At 50.6% G+C, this 356-nt stretch carries 4 tRNA genes; all 4 read right to left on the reverse strand.

The annotated features are described in order from the left end of the window. Positions 1-2 precede the first annotated feature (2 nt). A tRNA-Gly gene (locus tag AC1VNJ_RS26915) sits at positions 3-77 on the reverse strand. 23 nt (positions 78-100) lie between these two features. Beyond that, a tRNA-Leu gene (locus tag AC1VNJ_RS26920) sits at positions 101-182 on the reverse strand. A gap of 13 nt (positions 183-195) precedes the next feature. Continuing rightward, positions 196-271: transfer RNA gene (locus AC1VNJ_RS26925), tRNA-Lys, on the reverse strand. Positions 272-278: 7 nt separating this feature from the next. After that, a tRNA-Thr gene (locus AC1VNJ_RS26930) sits at positions 279-354 on the reverse strand. Positions 355-356 lie beyond the last annotated feature (2 nt).

Consider the following 356-nt stretch of genomic DNA (forward strand, 5'->3'; position numbering starts at 1 on the left):
TGTGGAGCGGAAGACGAGGTTCGAACTCGCGACCCCCACCTTGGCAAGGTGGTGTTCTACCACTGAACTACTTCCGCACATATATGAAATTAAGTAAAGATGCGGGTGAAGGGACTTGAACCCCCACGTCGTAAGACACTAGATCCTAAGTCTAGCGCGTCTGCCAATTCCGCCACACCCGCGTGTGAATATAAATGGTGAGCCATGAAGGACTCGAACCTTCGACCCTCTGATTAAAAGTCAGATGCTCTACCAACTGAGCTAATGGCTCGAAAAACTGGTGCCGGCAAGAGGACTTGAACCCCCAACCTACTGATTACAAGTCAGTTGCTCTACCAGTTGAGCTACACCGGCAA

Source organism: Priestia sp. 3CA3 (genome assembly GCF_056836725.1).